13 protein-coding genes are annotated in these 14,008 nt (G+C 61.9%); 9 read left to right on the forward strand and 4 right to left on the reverse strand.

Annotated features, from left to right (window positions below):
* Nucleotides 1-45: 45 nt before the first annotated feature.
* The 4 genes from AB4N64_RS01580 (at nt 46) to AB4N64_RS01595 (ending at nt 3,964) form a co-directional block, all read left to right on the forward strand.
* Nucleotides 46-945 carry a LysR family transcriptional regulator ArgP gene (locus AB4N64_RS01580; protein WP_460121408.1) on the forward strand — a complete coding sequence of 300 codons (900 nt, stop codon included), beginning with the start codon at nt 46-48 and terminating at the stop codon, nt 943-945.
* Between the two features lie 94 nt (nt 946-1,039).
* A complete protein-coding gene (locus tag AB4N64_RS01585) occupies nt 1,040-2,032 on the forward strand; it encodes an NAD-dependent epimerase/dehydratase family protein (protein ID WP_460121410.1) in 993 nt (330 codons plus the stop codon).
* Nucleotides 2,033-2,148: 116 nt separating this feature from the next.
* On the forward strand, nt 2,149-3,024 hold the full coding sequence (locus AB4N64_RS01590) for an ATPase (RefSeq protein WP_460121412.1): 876 nt from the start codon (nt 2,149-2,151) through the stop codon (nt 3,022-3,024).
* Nucleotides 3,025-3,115: 91 nt separating this feature from the next.
* On the forward strand, nt 3,116-3,964 hold the full coding sequence (locus AB4N64_RS01595) for a cache domain-containing protein (protein WP_460121414.1): 849 nt from the start codon (nt 3,116-3,118) through the stop codon (nt 3,962-3,964).
* Nucleotides 3,965-4,072: 108 nt separating this feature from the next.
* Here AB4N64_RS01595 and AB4N64_RS01600 read toward each other — a convergent pair whose 3' ends face one another.
* A complete protein-coding gene (locus AB4N64_RS01600; RefSeq protein WP_460121416.1) occupies nt 4,073-5,590 on the reverse strand; it encodes an MDR family MFS transporter in 1,518 nt (505 codons plus the stop codon).
* Between the two features lie 219 nt (nt 5,591-5,809).
* On the opposite strand from AB4N64_RS01600, the gene AB4N64_RS01605 reads away from it, so the two are divergent.
* Nucleotides 5,810-6,706: a helix-turn-helix domain-containing protein gene (locus AB4N64_RS01605; protein ID WP_460121418.1), complete on the forward strand. Its 897-nt coding sequence runs from the start codon at nt 5,810-5,812 to the stop codon at nt 6,704-6,706.
* Between the two features lie 7 nt (nt 6,707-6,713).
* On the opposite strand, the gene AB4N64_RS01610 is transcribed toward AB4N64_RS01605, so the two are convergent.
* Both AB4N64_RS01610 and AB4N64_RS01615 read right to left on the reverse strand, forming a co-directional pair.
* Nucleotides 6,714-6,890, reverse strand: a complete 177-nt coding sequence (locus AB4N64_RS01610) for a hypothetical protein (protein ID WP_165557521.1) — start codon at nt 6,888-6,890, stop codon at nt 6,714-6,716.
* A 134-nt stretch (nt 6,891-7,024) separates the two neighbouring features.
* Nucleotides 7,025-7,930 carry a LysR family transcriptional regulator gene (locus tag AB4N64_RS01615; RefSeq protein WP_460121420.1) on the reverse strand — a complete coding sequence of 302 codons (906 nt, stop codon included), beginning with the start codon at nt 7,928-7,930 and terminating at the stop codon, nt 7,025-7,027.
* 224 nt (nt 7,931-8,154) lie between these two features.
* Between AB4N64_RS01615 and AB4N64_RS01620 the strand changes: the two genes are divergently transcribed.
* On the forward strand, nt 8,155-9,021 hold the full coding sequence (locus tag AB4N64_RS01620; protein ID WP_460121422.1) for an MBL fold metallo-hydrolase: 867 nt from the start codon (nt 8,155-8,157) through the stop codon (nt 9,019-9,021).
* 50 nt (nt 9,022-9,071) lie between these two features.
* Nucleotides 9,072-9,686, forward strand: coding sequence for an NAD(P)-dependent oxidoreductase (locus AB4N64_RS01625; RefSeq protein ID WP_460121424.1), 615 nt, complete (start codon nt 9,072-9,074; stop codon nt 9,684-9,686).
* Between the two features lie 155 nt (nt 9,687-9,841).
* Here the strand turns inward: AB4N64_RS01625 and AB4N64_RS01630 are convergent, their stop codons facing one another.
* Nucleotides 9,842-10,705, reverse strand: coding sequence for a LysR substrate-binding domain-containing protein (locus AB4N64_RS01630; protein WP_460121426.1), 864 nt, complete (start codon nt 10,703-10,705; stop codon nt 9,842-9,844).
* 159 nt (nt 10,706-10,864) lie between these two features.
* Between AB4N64_RS01630 and AB4N64_RS01635 the strand changes: the two genes are divergently transcribed.
* Together AB4N64_RS01635 and AB4N64_RS01640 are read left to right on the forward strand one after the other, a co-directional pair.
* Entirely contained in the window at nt 10,865-12,502 is a 1,638-nt protein-coding gene (locus AB4N64_RS01635) for a 5-guanidino-2-oxopentanoate decarboxylase (RefSeq protein WP_460121428.1), read from the forward strand.
* On the forward strand, nt 12,499-13,947 hold the full coding sequence (locus AB4N64_RS01640; RefSeq protein WP_460121430.1) for an aldehyde dehydrogenase family protein: 1,449 nt from the start codon (nt 12,499-12,501) through the stop codon (nt 13,945-13,947). Before AB4N64_RS01635 ends, AB4N64_RS01640 begins: the two co-directional genes overlap by 4 nt.
* The last annotated feature ends 61 nt before the right edge of the window (nt 13,948-14,008 follow it).

A 14,008-nucleotide genomic window follows, 5' to 3' on the forward strand; every position in this document is an offset into this window, starting at 1 on the left:
TGTATAAGAAAAACCAATCTTACTGATCGCTCATTAGGAAAACTGATGTTCGACTACAAACTGCTTTCGGCCCTGGCGGCGGTGATCGAACAGGCCGGTTTCGAACGCGCCGCCCAGGTGCTCGGCCTGTCGCAATCGGCCATTTCGCAGCGCATCAAGTTGCTCGAGGCGCGGGTCGGCCAGCCGGTGCTGGTGCGCGCCACGCCACCGGCGCCCACTGACATCGGCCGGCGCCTGCTCAACCATGTGCAGCAGGTGCGCCTGCTCGAGCGCGACCTGCAAAGCCTGGTCCCGGCGCTGGATGAAGAAGGCCTGCCGGAGCGCCTGCGCATCGCCCTCAATGCCGACAGCCTCGCCACCTGGTGGGCGGGAGCGGTCGGCGATTTTTGCGCGGAGCAGCATCTGCTGCTCGACCTGGTAGTGGAAGACCAGACCGTCGGCCTCAAACGCATGAAGGCCGGCGAAGTGGCCGCATGTCTGTGCGCCAGTGAACGTCCGGTAGCCGGCGGGCGTAGCGTGCTGCTGGGGGCCATGCGTTACCGGGCGATGGCCAGCCCTGAGTTCATTGTCCGGCATTTTCCGGACGGCGTGCGTGCCGAGCGGTTGGCGAAAACGCCGGCGCTGGTGTTCGGCCCGGACGATTTCCTCCAGCATCGCTACCTCGCGTCCCTGGGTGTCGATGGCGGATTCGAACATCATCTATGCCCGTCATCCGAGGGGTTCCTGCGCCTGGCCGAGGCCGGTCTCGGCTGGGGACTGGTGCCCGAACTGCAGGTTCGTGACCAGCTGGCGCGCGGAGTTTTACGCGAACTGCTGCCAGATAAGCCCATCGATGTGCCGTTGTACTGGCATCATTGGCGCAATGGTGGGCAGTTGCTCGGGTTGCTGACGGAGCAATTGGTGCGTGCGTCGAAGCATTGGTTGGTGCCTCTGGGCCAGCCATGAGCGTCAAGCTGCAAGCGGCAAGTGAAGCGCTTGCGAACTGTTTTAACTATCAGCTTGAAGCTTGCAGCTTGGAGCTGTTTCCGAAGGAAACCTCATGAAGATTCTGGTCACCGGCGCAAGCGGCTTCATTGGCGGACGCTTTGCGCGTTTCGCCCTGGAGCAGGGCCTGGATGTACGGGTCAACGGTCGCCGGGCCGAAAGCGTCGAACACCTGGTGCGCCGTGGTGCCGAGTTCGTCCCGGGAGACTTGAGCGACCCGGAACTGGCGCGAGCGCTGTGTCGTGATGTCGAGGCCGTGGTGCATTGCGCGGGCGCAGTCGGCGTGTGGGGGCGTTATCAGGATTTCCATCAAGGCAACGTGCAGGTTACCGAAAACGTGGTCGAAGCCTGCCTCAAGCAGCGCGTGCGGCGCCTGGTGCATCTGTCGTCGCCCTCGATCTATTTCGATGGTCGTGATCACCTTGGACTGACCGAAGAACAGGTGCCAAAACGCTTCAAACATCCCTATGCCGCGACCAAATACCTGGCCGAGCAAAAGGTGTTCGGGGCACAGGAATTCGGTCTCGAAACCCTGGCGCTTCGCCCGCGTTTCGTCACCGGTGCCGGAGACATGAGCATTTTTCCGCGTTTGTTGAAGATGCAGCGCAAAGGTCGCCTGGCCATCGTCGGCAACGGCTTGAACAAGGTCGACTTCACCAGCGTGCAAAACCTCAACGAAGCAATGCTCAGCAGCTTGCTGGCCGCCGGTTCGGCGCTGGGCAAGGCCTACAACATCAGTAACGGAGCGCCAATTCCCTTGTGGGACGTGGTCAATTACGTGATGCGCCAGATGGATGTCCCACAGGTGACTCGCTACCGTTCCTACGGCCTTGCCTACGCGGTGGCGGCGCTCAACGAAGGCGCGTGCAAGCTCTGGCCAGGGCGCCCCGAGCCGACCCTGTCGCGGCTGGGCATGCAGGTGATGAACAAAAGTTTCACCCTGGACATCAGTCGCGCGCGTCATTATCTGGATTACGATCCGAAGGTCAGTCTCTGGACTGCCCTGGATGAATTCTGCAACTGGTGGAAAGCCCAGGACATTCGCTGAAACACAGACGTTGCCGATAGTGAACCGAGCCGGGGCATTGAGGGTCAATCCATGCGGCTCACGGGTTTATACTCACGCCCATAATGCCATCACCGCGTTTCACAAAGGTTGACTCAATGTCCATGCGTAACGATGCCAACGACGACTTCGACGATGTGCCGAGCCTGCGGGCCGATGTCCTCGACGACGATGATTTTCCAACGCCTGCGCGCACCACGGTGCACTCGCGCACGCCGCCGGTGGTCAAGGTCAGGGCGGCGAGCACCGGCCCGTTGTGGGCCCTGGTCGGCGCGCTGTTCTTCGCTTTCGCGGGCCTGGCCTGGTGGAGTTTCCAGCAGATCTCGCTGATGGAGCAGCAACTGGTGGCGACCCAGGAAAGTTTCGCACGCATCAGTGAGGATGCGGCGGGGCGCTTGCAGGACATTTCCGGCAAGGTGGTCGCCAGCCAGACCAACGTGACCTCGGACAGCGAAGCGCTGAAGCTGCAGATCAAGCAGTTGGAAAGCCGCCTTCAGGATCAGGGCAAGCAACAACAGGGCGTTGCCGGCCAGGCCTCGGACCTGGACAAGCGGCTGGCGCAAATGACCGCGCAAACCGCCGAGCTGGACAAGCGCCTGGCTCAAGCCACTGCCCAGAACACCGAGCAACAGGCTGCCAATTCGCAATTGCAGGCCCAGGTCAAAGCCCTCGGCAGCGAGCTGGCCACGCTGAAAAGCACGCCAGCGGACACCGACAAAATCGATGCCCAACTCAAGAGCCTCGGCGCCGATATCGCCGCGCTGAAAAAACAGGGCAACCCAAGCGCCGCCATCGAGCGCCTGGAACAGGACATGATCGTGCTCAAAAGCGAGCAGGACAATCGCCCGGCCGCCGCGCCCGGTGCATCCAGCACTGCCGAGTTCGACGCGTTCCGTGGCCAGGTCACCCGCAACATCAACACCCTTCAGGCGCAGATCCAGAACCTGCAACAGCAGTTGCGCGCCAAGCCATAAGCATCAAGCTGTTACTGCGGTTTGCTGAATATCCATACATGCCCCATTGCCGTCTACGCTCTTGAAACACTGACAGAGCGAGGGATGGGCAATGGGGTTTTTGCACAGGTTGGCGTTGGTGGGCGGCATGTTGCTGCTGTTGTTGGGGCAGGCGCAGGCGGCTGCGACGCAAAAGGATGACAGCAAGGCGGCCATTGCCCTGCTGGAAAAGGCCCTGGCCTATTACCACGATCATGGTGACAAGGCGTTTGCGGCGTTCAGTCGCCAGGGTGAGTTCGTCGACAAGGACCGCTACGTGTTCGTGGTCGACACCAAGGGCGTGATGCTGGCCAGCGGTGGGCCCTCTTCGGCGTTGATTGGGCGTGACGTGTCCGAGGTGCTCGGGCCTGATTTGCAGAAAGCGTTCAAGAACGCCCTGAATGTGCCGGAGGGCAATGGCATTCAGGAGGCCGAATATCGCTGGCAGAACTGGGCCGACGGCAAGATCGAGCGTAAACACGTGTACTACCAGCGAATTGGCCAGCGCATCCTCGCGGTGGGTTACTACCTGCCCAGGGCGTCGGCGGAACAGGCCATGGCGCTGCTGAACAAGGCGGCGGTCGATCTGGCCAAGGACGAAAAGGGCACGCTCAAGGCCATCAACTCCCTCAAGGGAGGTTATTTGCAGGATGACCTGTACGTGTTTGTCGTCGACCTGGACACCCAGCGGTACGTCGCCCATGGCACCAACCTGCGCCTGCTCAATACCGACTTCAGCAAGATCAAGGACCCGGAAGGCAAACCTGTGGGTGAGCCGATCCTGGCGTTGATCGCACAGCAGGACCACGGTGAATACGCCTATAAGTGGAAAAACCCGGTCACCGGCAAGGTCGAAGACAAGCATGCCTACCTGAAGAAGGTCGGGCATTTTCTGGTGGCGGTGGGGTATTACAGCCCTTGAAACCGGGGCCTGCGGGCTTGCTCGCGAAGGCGGAGTGTCAGTCGCCGATGATATTGATATTGCTGGCCTCTTCGCGAGCAAGCCCGCTCCCACAACAGCAACCGCGGTCTACCTGACCTTATCCTCACGCCCGCGCAACAACCGGTTTGGCATGGCAACCGCTGCTGCCAGACCCAGCAGTGACACCGCGGCGCTGACCATCAACAAGTGCCTGAACGTCAACAGCAATTCTGCACGCAAGGCATCCTGCGTATCGCCCGGTGCGGCATTCAGTCCGTCCAGCAGGACGTTACCGGAATGCCCCTCTGCCAGCAGTGTCGAACCCGCCAGTTGCGAAAAGCTCGAATCCTGCAACAACGTCAGGAGCAAGGCCGACATCAGCGCTACGCCCACCGCGCCGCCCAGTGAGCGGAACAGGTTGGTGGTGCTCGTGGCGACGCCGATGTCGCGCTGGTCGACGGCGTTTTGCGTGCCCACCAGCGAAGTGGGAAATTGCATGCCGCCGGCGATCCCGCTGAGCAACATGAACAGGCTACTGAGCACAAAGGCCTGGGGCGCACTGAGCGCCATGCCCAGGATCGAGATCGGCATCAGGATCGCTCCGGCCAGGATCTGCGGTTTGTAGCGACCGGTGACCGAGGTTCGACGACCTGCGAAATAGGCGCCAATCGGCAACCCCATTGCCAGTGGCAGCAAATGCAAGGCGGCGCTGTCGGCCCCGGCACCTGTGACGCTCTGGAAGCGCAAAGGCATTAGCACGATCAACGAAATCGCCTGGAAACTGGTGAAGAAAATCGTGCACCAGCACAGCAGGGCATTGCGGTTGGCGAACAGGTGCATGGGCAGAAGCGGCTCCCGCGCACGGCCCTCATGCCAGACGAACACGGCCAGTATCAATACCGCCGCCGTGAACAGCCCGAGCACTTCGTTGCTGCGCCAGGAGTGGCCTTGCCCGATCTGGGTGATGCCAAGGAGCAGGGCGGTCAGGCCGATGATCATCAACAGTGTGCCGAGGTAGTCGATGACCGGTTTGCGCTGGGGAATTGGCAGGCCCATCAGGTTGCGGTGGGCGACCCAGTATGCCCCGAGCCCCAGCGGCAGATTGATCAGGAACACCCAGCGCCACGACAGGTATTCGGTCATGTAGCCGCCGAGTACCGGGCCGGCGACGCTGGCCACGGCGTACATGCTGCTGAAATAGCCTTGGTAGCGGCCGCGTTCGCGGGGCGGCACGATGTCGCCGATGATCGCCTGGCTGACCGAAATCATCCCGCCGGCGCCGATGCCCTGGAAGATCCGTGCAAGCACCAGTTGCTCCATGCTCTGGGCCATGCCACAGAACAGCGAGGCGAGGGTGAATAAGCCCATGCCGAACAGCATCAACCGACGCCGCCCGTACAAGTCGCCCAATTTGCCGTAGATCGGGACGGCCACGGTCATCGCCACCATGTAGCCGGAAATCACCCAGGCCAGCAGGCTGACGTCCTTGAACTGTGCGGAAATGGCCGGCATCGACACGGCAACGATGGTCTGGTCCAGCGCACCGAGAAAGATCGCCAGCATCAACGCAATCAGCACATTGCGAATGGCTGGCCTGGGCGTGTCGGGGTGATTCAGGTGGGTCACGGGAAACCTGCGGGGGGAGTGGGCTTGGGGTAGACGCAAGGCAGTCGGTAATGCCCTTCAGTGTAAGTCGGTAGCAAGCTATTCGATAGCCGCGTACGAATGGCCGACGCAATTTTCACTTGCGGGTCTGCCGATTGAGGGTGAAAACTGGGCCGCCATCTGTACATTCCGTCCATGGGTGTAAAACTACCCGCCACCTCCGAGGCCTGGATTGAAGTGATGAACAAGCCTGACCTGCCTTCGATACCGGTGTTCAAGCTTTACGGTGAAAGCCTGGATTGGCCGACGCCGGACTTGCTGCATTGCGAAACCATTTCCAAACGCAGTCGCGAACACCAATGGGAGATCAAACCCCATCGTCACGCTGATTTATGCCAGTTGCTCTTCGTGTTCAAAGGTCAGGCCGAACTCGAAATCGAAGGCAATCGAACACAGTTGAGCGAGCCGGCCGTGCTGGTCCTGCCGCCGCTGTCCGTTCATGGTTATCGTTTTTCCGAGGATGTCGAAGGGTTTGTCGTGACCCTGGCGGCGCCGTTGGTCGCCCACTTGCAGGCGCAGTTGGGGCACTCGGTCAATGCCCTGGGCCAGGCGGACAGTTACCCGTCGGGTGTGGACAGTGACTACCTCAATAGCCTGTTCCTTGCCTTGCAAACCGAATACACCGGTCATCAACCCGCCCGGGAAATGCTCATGCATTCGCTGGTCAGCGTGATCCTGGTGTGGGTCGGCCGCCAGGCGTTGCAGCGTCGCAACGCCAGCCAGCGTCCGCAACGCGCGCGGGAGTACCTGAACGGGTTCATCCAACTGGTGGAAGAGACCTATCGCCAGCACGTCAAGGTGGAGGACCTGGCGCATCGCCTGGGTATATCCGTGTCCCACCTCAACGGCACCTGTCGGGAACTGGCGGGGCAACCCGCCCTGCAGATCATGCACGAGCGGCAGTTGCTGGAGGCCAAGCGCTTGCTGACCTACACCAGCATGACCATCTATGAGATGTCCGAGGTGTTGGGATTTTCCGATCCCACCAACTTCACGCGCCTGTTTCGCCGCCGGGTGGGGATCTCACCCAAGGCGTTCCGCGACCGTTTGAAGGCCGAACGGGGTAACGGGTCCTGAGCCGTCTTTACCGCAGGGCGTTGAGCGTTGCATTGTGAGGTATGCAGCGCTCGAAATTGCAGCTGGCGTAATCGCGGGGCAGTTGCCGCAATTGCTCGACGCGCCAGGCCGCCGTGCCATACAGCGCCAGTGTGGCGGCGCAGGTCAGGAAAATCGCGAGGTATCTTCTTGTTTTGATGTTCATGGCGTTGACCTCTGAACGAATACCCATGGGTACTAACTTGAGCATAGGTCAGTGGTGGTGGGTTGCCAGTGATGCGGGTTTGTATGTGATGCGGTATTCAGGGCACCGCCGCTCCCACAGTAGATTGGTGGTGACTACAGGCCTTTGTCCCACTCAGGCTCTTGTGGAAACCTCTCCACCAGAAAATCCAGCAGGCTGCGCAGCGCCGCCGGCATGTGCTTGCGCGAGGCGTACACCGCGTAGATGTTCATCTGCCGGGGTTCGGCGTGGGGCAGCAGGCGCACCAGTTCGCCGCTGTGGATATGTACGTAGGCCTGATAAGTAGGGAGCATCGCCACCCCCGCACCCGCAATGGTCGCGCGCAACAGGGTGCTGGCCTCGTTGGCGCTGATATTGCCCTGCACCGGCATCGACACCGGTTCGCCGTCCTGCTCAAAATGCCACAGGTTCTTGCCGAAATAGGAATGGGTCAGGCAGTTGTGCTGGCTGAGGTCTTCGACCCGCCGTGGCGCGGGATGTGTTTGCAGGTAAGCAGGTGCCGCGCAGATCACCGAGCGACAGACCGTCAGTCGCCGGGCGATAAGGTTCGGATCCAGGTCATTGCTGGTGCGAATCGCCAGGTCGATACGCTCGTCCACCAGGTTCACCGTTCGGTCGAGCATCTGCAATTCGATGCGCACACCGGGGTAACGCTTGACGTAAGCCGCCATCGCATCGGCCAGTTGTGCCTGTCCAAATGATGTACTGACGCTGATGCGCAAAAGACCTCGAGGTGTCTCGTCGGGTTCGCTGAGGATGGTCTGCATGTCTGTGGACAGTTCAAGCATCTGCCGGCACCGGGGCAGGATTTCGCTACCGGCGGCGGTCAGGCTCAGTTTGCGCGTGGTGCGGTGCATCAAACGGGCGCCCACCCAATCTTCCAACTCTGCCAGATAGCGCGAGACCACTGGCCGTGACAGCTCCAGATGATCGGCGGCGGCTGACTGGCTGCCGAGGTCGACCACTGTGACGAACACCCGTATTGCTTGTAGACGATCCATGATTTGCCCGATTTTAGAAACAAACTATGTTCCAGCATCGCATTTTTTGTACTGAGTTTGACAACTATGCTCTGTTCCATTCTTGGCGACACTGCCCCCTGTAGGAGCGAGCTTGCTCGCGATAGCGCTGTGTCAGTCGACAATGATGGGGGCTGATACACCGCCATCGCGAGCAAGCTCGCTCCTACAGGGGGGCGGGGGCCTTCACACAGACGGAGCTTCACATGTTGTTCAAACGCATCCTCCTGGCAACCGCCGCTTTCGCCTTCGCCGCTCACGCCAGCGCTGCCAGCTTGACCCTGGACGTCTACAACCCCGGCGAGAAGGCGATCTTCCCCGTGACCTCGGTGCTGGTCAGCGGCGAGAAGGATGCGATCCTGGTGGACGCACAATTCGGTCGCGAGCAGGCCGCCCAGGTAGTGGAGAAAATCCGCGCCAGCGGCAAGCGCCTGACCACCATCTACATCAGCCACGGTGACCCTGATTACTACTTCGGCCTGGACACCCTGACGGCCGCATTCCCCGAAGCCCGGGTGCTCGCCTCGCAGCCAACCGTGGATCACATCAAGCAGACCGTCCAGGGCAAGATGGCCTATTGGGGGCCGAAGATGGGCGCCGATGCCCCTGCCAAAACCCTGGTGCCGAGCGTACTGAAGGGCGACAGTCTGATGCTCGAAGGGCAGAAGTTGCAGGTGGTGGGCCTTGAAGGCCCGCAGCCGGATCGTAGCTTCGTCTGGATCCCTTCGATCAAGGCAGTGGTTGGTGGCGTGGTAGTCGCCGAAAACATCCACGTGTGGATGGCCGATACCCAAACCGCACAGTCCCATGCTGATTGGTTGGCTACGCTGCACGCTATCGAAAGCCTCAAGCCGAACACCGTCGTGCCGGGCCATTACCTGGGCAAAAGTGCCCGCTCCCTGGCGGCGGTGCACTTCACGGCCGATTACATTCGGGCTTTCGACGAAGAGACCGTGAAGGCCAAGGACAGCCCTGCACTGGTCGCCGCCATGAAAAAACGCTTTCCGAACCTGGGCGAAGACAGCTCGCTGGAACTGAGCGCCAAAGTCGCCATGGGCGAGATGCAGTGGTAACCCGCCACCCTTGATCACAAAGAGCCTATTCAAGCCAACTGGAGTACGTCATGAGCAAAATCGCAATCATCGGTGCCACCGGCCGTGCCGGCAGCCAACTTTTGGAAGAAGCCCTGCGTCGTGGTCATCACGTGACGGCCATCGCCCGTAATACGGCCAAGATCGGCGAGCGAGACGGGGTGGTCAGCAAGAATGTCGACGTACTGGATACCCAGGCACTGCAAGCGGCAGTGGCAGGGCATGACGTGGTGATCAGCGCTGCACATTTCGCCACGGTTCCCAGCGCCGCCGTGATCGAACCGGTGAAAAAAGCCGGAGTTAAACGCCTGCTAGTGGTGGGTGGTGCCGGTTCGCTGTTGCTGCCCGGTGGCACCCGGGTGATCGACAGCGAAGGCTTTCCTGCAGAGTACAAGGCCGAGGCGAGTGCCGGTGCGGCGTTCCTCGATGACCTGCGCCGTGAGCAGCAACTGGACTGGACGTTCGTGTCGCCTTCGGCGGAGTTCGTCGAGGGTGAGCGCACTGGCGCGTTTCGCATCGGCAAGGATGATTTGCTGGTCAGCAGTGCCGGTCGAAGCTGGATTACCTTTGCCGATTATGCGATTGCGATGATCGATGAGGTGGAGGCGCCGAAACACGCTCGTCAGCGTTTCACCGTCGGGTATTGATAGAAGCTGAGAGGCTCGCGAGCAGGTGATCACACTCCCCCCTGTGGGAGCGGGCTTGCCCGCGATGGTCGTTAACGATGACGCGGGGAATCAGGTTGCCCTTTGTCGTCTGGACCACCATCGCGGGCAAGCCCGCTCCCACAGGGGCCGCATTTTCAGCGGCTGCGCGCCTGCTCCACCAACCAGGCCATCAACTCGCGCAAAGGCGCCGACGGCGCGGTCTTCTCCGGGAACACCAGGTAGTACGCCAATCCGGTCTTCACCTTCAAGTCAAACGGCATGACCAGCCGCCCTGCGCTCAGGTCATCCCCGATCAGCGACCAGTCGCCGATCGCCACGCCCATGCCCTGGGACGCCGTCGACATTGCCAGATCCAAGGTTTCGAAATGCTGGCCACGAGCATGGCTCAACTTGAGGTTGGCGGCCTGTAACCAGGCATTCCAGTCGCGTTCATCGCGGGTCGGGTGCAGCAGCAGGTGCTGATGCAAATCCGCTGGCGCCTGCAGTGCCGTCTGTGGCGAACAGACCGGCGTCAGTTGCTCGTCGAACAGCAGGCAGGCGTTCAGCATGCTGTCCGGTCGGGCCCCATACATCACCGCGGCATCGAACTGCTCGCGCTGGAAGTCCACGCCGTGCTTGACCGTCGTGGTCAGCGCCACGGGCACATCCGGACGCTCCTTTTGCCACTGCAACAATCGCGGCAACAGCCAGCGCATGACACAGGTCGGCGCCTTGAGTTGCAGGGTTTCACGCTTCTCGCCGATCTGCTCCACGGCCTCATCGATCAGGCCGAAAATCTGTTGTACCCGTGGCAGCCACTCCCGGCCTTCGCTCGTCAGCTCCAGGCCCCTCGCCTGGCGGATGAACAACTCATAACCCAAATGCGCTTCCAGCCCGGCAATTTGCCGACTCACCGCGCCCTGGGTGATGAACAGCTGTTCGGCGGCGCGGGTGAAGTTGCAGCACTGCGCGGTAATCAGAAAAGTGTACAGCGCCGGCAGGGGAGGCAATCGTTTCATCGGGATCCAAGGTATGACGTAAGGACATGGCTGGCATGATTTTTTATCCATTGTTGCGGCAACGTGTCGACCGTTCCAATGAGGCCATCCCTGGACCTGCTCACTCATCATAAACACAGCGCAGGCCCGGCGTCTCAAACGAACAACAAGGGCAAAGACATGGCGACGTGCGGCGAAGTATTGGTCAAGTTACTCGAGGGCTACGGGGTCGAGCAGGTATTCGGCATTCCTGGTGTGCACACCGTCGAGTTGTATCGGGGGCTGGCCCGTTCGAGCATCCATCATGTCACGCCGCGTCATGAGCAGGGCGCCGGGTTCATGGCCGACGGCTACGCCCGCACCAGTGGCAAGCCGGGTGTGTGCTTCATCATCACCGGCCCCGGCATGACCAACATCACCACCGCGATGGGCCAGGCGTACGCCGATTCGATCCCGATGCTGGTGATCTCCAGCGTGCAGACGCGCAACCAGTTGGGCGGCGGTCGCGGCAAGCTTCACGAGTTGCCGAACCAAAGCGCGTTGTGTGGCGGTGTCGCCGCGTTCTCCCACACCCTGATGTCGGCGTCGGAATTGCCCGGGGTGCTGGCCCGTGCCTTCGCCCTGTTCCAGGCCGGCCGGCCACGTCCGGTGCACATTGAAATCCCGCTGGACGTGCTGGTCGAGGACGCCGATGAACTGCTCGCCAGTTTGCCGGTGCACATCGACCGTGCCGGCGCGTCGCCCTGCGCGATCAGCCGCATGACCGACCTGCTGGCCGGTGCCAAACGCCCGTTGATCCTGGCCGGCGGCGGGGCCATCGAGGCCGCTGCCGAGTTGACCGAACTGGCTGAACTGCTGGACGCGCCGGTTGCGCTGACGATCAACGCCAAGGGCATGCTCGAATCCGCGCATCCGTTGCTGATCGGTTCGACACAGAGTCTGGTGGCGACCCGCGCCCTGGTGGCCGAAGCCGATGTGGTGCTGGCCATCGGCACCGAGCTGGCCGAGACCGATTACGACGTGACGTTCGCCGGTGGCTTCGAAATTCCCGGCAAGCTGCTGCGTGTCGATATTGACCCCGACCAAACCGTGCGCAATTACCCGCCGCACCTGGCCCTGGTTGCCGATTCGCGGAACGCAGCGCGGGCCTTGCTCAGTGCGCTGTCGCACAAATCCCTGGCCGAGCGCCGCAACGATTGGGGTCAAGTGCGCGCCGCCCGTTTGCGCGAAGAGCTGGCGGCCAACTGGGACGCGCCGACCCTGGCCCAGACGCGCTTCCTGGAAACCGTGATGCATGAGTTGCCGCAGGCCGTGTTCGTCGGCGATTCCACGCAGCCGGTGTACACCGGCAACCTGACCTTCAACCCCGAGCGACCGCGCCGCTGGTTCAACTCGTCCACCGGTTACGGCACCCTTGGTTATGCGTTGCCGGCAGCGATTGGCGCCTGGCTCGGTGGCCGTATTGAGGGCGGTGCACGGCCACCGGTGGTGTGCCTGATTGGCGACGGCGGCCTGCAATTCACCCTGCCTGAACTGGCCAGCGCCGTGGAAGCACGCACCCCGGTGATCGTGCTGCTGTGGAATAACCAGGGCTACGAAGAGATCAAGAAATACATGGTCAACCGCGCCATCGAACCGGTAGGCGTGGACATCTACACCCCTGATTTCATCGGCGTGGCCAAGGCGCTGGGATGCTCCGCCGAGGCAGTCAACGATGTCGAGAAACTGCGCATCGCCCTGCGTGCCGCCGCCGATCGCCAGGGGCCGACCCTGATTGAAATCGATCAGGCGCAGTGGATGAAGGCGGTGTCGAAATGAGCTTCCCGACCACACTCGATGGCCTGTACATCGATGGCCAATGGTTCGCCGGCAACGAACACCTGCGGGTGATCAACCCGGCCACCGAGGCGCTGCTGACCACGGTCAATGGCGGTGATGCCCAGGCGGTCGACCACGCGGTGAGAGCCGCCACCGAAGCCTTTAAAACCTGGTCGCAGACCACCGGTGCCGAGCGCGGCGCCATCCTGCGCCGGATCGCGGCCGGCGTGGCGGGCGGTCGTGAGCAATTGATGCACTTGCAGTCGAGCAACAACGGCAAGCCGCAGTTCGAAGCGGCCATCGACGTCGATGACGTGATCGCCACCTTCGAGTACTACGCAGGTCTGGCCGAAGGGCTGGACGCCCGGCAGGACACCACTGTCGAACTGCCGACCGACGAGTTCAGCGCACGCCTGCGTCGCGAGCCCTGCGGTGTGGTGGGACTGATCGTGCCGTGGAATTTCCCGATGGTCACCACCGCCTGGAAGCTTGCCCCCGCCTTGGCGGCCGGCTGCTGTGTGGTACTCAAACCCTCCGAAGTCACGCCGCTGCCGGAACTGGAACTGGCTGCGATCATCGCCGAGGCCGGGCTGCCCAAGGGCGTGCTCAACGTGGTTTGCGGCACCGGCCTGGCCGTGGGCGCGCCGCTGACAGCGGACCCGCGCATCGCCAAGATCTCTTTCACGGGCAGCAATGCGGTGGGCGTGCAGGTCATGCAGCGCGCCGCCGAAACCGTCAAAGGCGTGAGCCTGGAACTGGGTGGTAAATCTTCGTTGCTGGTGCTGGCCGATGCCGATCTGGAACTGGCTGTAGAAGTGGCCTGCGGCGGCGGTTTCTTCAATGCCGGGCAAATGTGTTCCGCCACCAGTCGCGTGCTGGTCGCCGACCCATTGTTCGATGAGTTCCTCGCGCGCTTGAGGGCTCGTGCCGAAGCCATTCGCGTGGCTGACCCGTTCGACCCCAACGTGGAAATGGGCGCGTTGGTCAATCAGGCGCAGTACCAGCGGGTGCTCGGGCACATTGATCGCGGCTTGAACGCCGGAGCGCGGTTGGTCTGCGGCGGTAATCGACCGGCGCACCTGTCGCGTGGCTATTTCCTGCAACCGACGGTGTTCACTGACGTGCCGCTGGACAGTGCGTTGTGGGCTGAGGAGATTTTTGGCCCGGTGATCTGCGTGCGTCGCTTCAGTGCCGAGGCCGAGGCGATTGCCCTTGCCAATGACAGCCAATTCGGCTTGGTCGCCAGTGTCGTCACCCGTGATGCCGAGGCGGCGGATCGTGTCGCCAATGCCTTGCAGGCCGGCCTGGTGTGGATCAACGCGCCGCAGGTGATCTTCCCGCAGACCGCCTGGGGTGGCTACAAGCAGAGCAGTATCGGCCGCGAACTGGGGCCGTGGGGGTTGCAGGCGTTCCAGGAGATCAAGCACGTGATTCGCGCTGTGTAAGGGGCATGGTTGCGTGGTGGGCTCCCTGGCCCCTTCGCGGGCAAGCCCGCTCCTACAGCGA

The organism is Pseudomonas sp. S2_C03, from assembly GCF_054668405.1.